6 protein-coding genes and 1 pseudogene are annotated in these 3268 nt (G+C 46.5%); 2 read left to right on the top strand and 5 right to left on the bottom strand.

The genetic code is table 11. From position 1 onward, the window contains the following. Positions 1 to 446: MqnA/MqnD/SBP family protein (locus tag L692_RS0114360; RefSeq protein WP_025700872.1), on the top strand; the 446-nt coding region annotated here is incomplete at its 5' end. A 154-nt stretch (positions 447 to 600) separates the two neighbouring features. On the opposite strand, the gene L692_RS31230 is transcribed toward L692_RS0114360, so the two are convergent. The 5 genes from L692_RS31230 to L692_RS0114335 all read right to left on the bottom strand — a co-directional run bounded on the left by L692_RS31230 (position 601) and on the right by L692_RS0114335 (position 2975). Beyond that, entirely contained in the window at positions 601 to 837 is a 237-nt protein-coding gene (locus L692_RS31230; RefSeq protein ID WP_084463204.1) for a copper amine oxidase N-terminal domain-containing protein, read from the bottom strand. Further along, the gene (locus tag L692_RS0114350; RefSeq protein WP_025700871.1) at positions 821 to 1039 is read right to left on the bottom strand and encodes a stalk domain-containing protein; all 219 of its coding nucleotides are present in this window, start codon (positions 1037 to 1039) and stop codon (positions 821 to 823) included. The genes L692_RS31230 and L692_RS0114350 overlap by 17 nt, the downstream gene beginning before the upstream one ends. A gap of 49 nt (positions 1040 to 1088) precedes the next feature. Continuing rightward, positions 1089 to 1634, bottom strand: a complete 546-nt coding sequence (locus tag L692_RS0114345) for a GrpB family protein (protein WP_025700870.1) — start codon at positions 1632 to 1634, stop codon at positions 1089 to 1091. A 40-nt stretch (positions 1635 to 1674) separates the two neighbouring features. After that, positions 1675 to 2472 carry an MBL fold metallo-hydrolase gene (locus L692_RS0114340; protein ID WP_036723743.1) on the bottom strand — a complete coding sequence of 266 codons (798 nt, stop codon included), beginning with the start codon at positions 2470 to 2472 and terminating at the stop codon, positions 1675 to 1677. Between the two features lie 80 nt (positions 2473 to 2552). Continuing rightward, entirely contained in the window at positions 2553 to 2975 is a 423-nt protein-coding gene (locus L692_RS0114335; protein WP_025700868.1) for a GNAT family N-acetyltransferase, read from the bottom strand. 98 nt (positions 2976 to 3073) lie between these two features. Here L692_RS0114335 and L692_RS28855 point away from each other — a divergent pair. Next, positions 3074 to 3268 (top strand): annotated as a pseudogene (locus tag L692_RS28855) (class I SAM-dependent methyltransferase); the annotation flags it as partial.

Raw genomic sequence — 3268 nt, 5'->3', positions numbered from 1 at the left:
TCGTCATGCCTTTTCACGAGATTATGCCAGCCGTACGGGACGGCATAATCGACGCCGGACTCGTCATCCACGAGGCCCGCTTCACCTATACTTCATACGGGCTTCACATGCTGGTTGACCTCGGAAGCTGGTGGGAGAGCGACACGGGACTCCCGATTCCGCTCGGCGCGATTATCGCCCGCCGCGATCTTGACGCGGACGCTGTCAGCGGATGGATTCGTTCCTCACTCCGTTACGCCTGGGACAACCCGGAAGCCTCCCGTGAATATGTGCTCAGCCATGCCCAAGAGCTGTCGCCGCAGGTCGCCAAATCGCATATTGATCTGTATGTGAACGACTTTACGATGGATCTGGGCGAGAGCGGCTATGCCGCCATATCGGCCCTGCTGGGCCGGGCGGCAGCCGAAGGGCTGGTCCCCCCGATCGACCCGGCGCTGCTGCGTTAACCGCGCCCAACCGCAAGTCTCCCCGGGAACGCTTGTTGTCCGAAGCGATCCCGGGGATTTTTTACGTGAACAAGCCATCCGGCCCAAGCGAGCACCATGAAGATGAACGTCCCTAAACCCCTCTATCCGTTTATACTTTTTTATGAATTAGCCTTTATTTAGTTGTTATGGTGGCTATTTTTTTTACGTTATCCCAACTCACTGTAGCCCCTGCCGCTTCGCTTATAAATCTAAGATTAACATAGAGCTTGTTTTCAGGTGTTGCAAATGGGGTTTGAGTCAATGTATATTCATTGCCGTTAACAGTTGCCTTTAAAGCATCAAGAGTCATTTTTATAGATAAATTCTCCTTCGTCGCTAATACTGATTTTGTTTTAATCCCATTCCACATTCATATCCAGGGCCTCAAAAATTTGGCGAAAAGTAACCATGATATTGCCATTAAGTAAAATTGGCTTTGCTTCAAAACTGAGGGATTCTCCGTTTAAAATTACAGAACCGTATGCAGGTACGGCAGCATTGGCTTTCGTAAGCGAGAACACCGAAGTAGCAGCTAACAAAATGGAACTAAGCAGGAAAGGTTTAAGTTTCATACAGATGTTCCTCCCTTTTTAACAAATTGCTTGCTAAACTCAGCTACACTCACACATCGGTCTTTCCGGGCTTCCAGCCTGCCTCTTGCGACCAAATGTGGGCCTTCTGCAAAATATCCCATACAATGGGTCCTTTTCCCTCAACATACTTCGGCCGGTCGTGCTTGTACAGGTTCATCAGCCGGTGCTTTTCTTCGATATATCGCTCGCAGTCCTCAGAGGAATAGCGGAGGTAGTCCCGAAAGAGCAGCGTCAACTGCTCGGAATAGCTTCCGGCCTGTCTGACATGAATATGGGTCCTTCGATTACCTGGTATCTCCCGAAAATACTTTTTAGTTTTATCCGGATTCTCCGGTCTCAATTCAAATCCGCTTTGCTCAATCCACAATGCATAGCTTGACTCGTCCTCCAGGCTTTCGACTGAAATCTGAATGTCAATGATGGGCTTTGCCTCCATGCCTACGATGGAAGTTGAGCCGACATGGTCGATTCGAATGGCCCGTTCCCCTAATGCATGCCTTAGCTTTAATCCCGCCTCAAGAAAAAGATTATGCCACCCCGCATCAAACGGCGCAATCCGCCATTGGTCTTCCATAACCAGCCTCCTCTTTGATGTATGTTATCTTTTGGGATGACTAAAAGTATATTTTTACATCCTTGTAATCATGAATTCCTGTACCGTGCTTTGCTAAACCTTTATCCAGCAATTCTTGGCAGGCTTTATTTACCTCTGATAAAAATCTTCTGTTTAACTCAAGTTCATTATGACCCGGCAGTATTTTTGTTATATATTCTATTTGATTAATCTTTTCAACCGACTTTATAAACAATAACGGATCTGTCGTAGGATAGAAAGCAAACAACGTTCCTTTATATATTAAGTCCCCTGTGTATAGATATCCTCGTTCTTCCTCATAAATACAAAGATGGCCCGGTGAATGACCCGGAGTATGAATGAATGTTAATATCCTGTCCCCTAAATCCATAGTCTCTTTATCCCTTAGTACAGCAGTTGCTTTACCTCTAAAGGGTCTGTATTCCTCTAAGCTAAAATCGTCTGGCACAGGTATCGTAATGCCTCTTCCCACGTTACGCCGAGTAATCTCTATAGGTAATCCTGGTATTCCGTTCTCTAACCAATCTTCCTCTAATTCATGCACATATACTTCATCAAAAAGTTCATGATTCCCTATATGATCCCAATGAACATGCGTAGTTATTACTTTTATTGGCAAAGAAGTGATTTGTTCAACCACCCTTTTAATGTTTCCAATACCAATGCCGGTATCTATTAATACAGCGAATTCTGCGCCTAGCAGTAAATAGGAATGCACTTTCTCCCAATGCCCATACTCACTTATTGCATAAGTAGTCATGTCTATTTCTTCTACTGTGAACCAACTGTCCGAAAGTTTCAAAGAGGCTCCCTCCATTCTTTACAGCAGTTTAAGCTAATGTTGTTCATATTTTATGGACCCTGAGGGTTGTCCGCTGTTAGAGTCTCCCAGCGCGATCATAATGTCTTCTTAAAATATGCCGCGGATTCAGCATACCCTATGGCTTGGTAGAACTCGCCGGCTCTTCTGGTGGCAAGGGCAACCAGCTTCGAACCACGTTCATGAGCTTTCCCTTCTACTAATTCCATCAATTTTCTTCCAACCCTCTTGCCCCTGAATTCCTCCAGAACAAATAGCTCCTCAACCCAACTGACGACACCGTTGGCATAAAAAGCGGAGTGGTGGAATGCCAATACATATCCAATTATTCTCGACTCCTGCTCAGCAATAAGTAAGTCTGCATGGGTGTCAGTCAAAAGCTTGAGAAAGATTCCGGAGAAATCCTGCCTGTTCAGTTTAAAGCTTGTCGCCAGGCGTTCGGCTAAAGCAAACAACTCCTCCTCGTCCCGAAGCTCTGCCGCTCTATAATTCACCTTCATTCACTCACTCCTCCGCAAACATTCGCATCATTCACGCCGCCCCCCGCATAAGCTGGTATAATATCCATCAAAATACTTGGGAAACGGAGTGTATATCCATGATACCCGAAGGAAATCACCGTTCCAATATTATCCGCTTCAACAGTTTTCAAAATGAGTATGACCGTTACCGGCCGGAAGCGCCCAAGGTTGTAACTGAACTGCTGACGGGCTATTGGGGAGGAAGACCCGCCCTTGTCGTGGATCTCGGCTGCGGAACCGGGCTGTCCACCTTCTTGTGGCGGACAGCCGCC

The sequence above is a fragment of the Paenibacillus forsythiae T98 genome (genome assembly GCF_000520735.1).
GTDB lineage: Bacteria > Bacillota > Bacilli > Paenibacillales > Paenibacillaceae > Paenibacillus_AQ > Paenibacillus_AQ forsythiae.
This window is presented reverse-complemented; position numbering and strand designations above follow the sequence as displayed.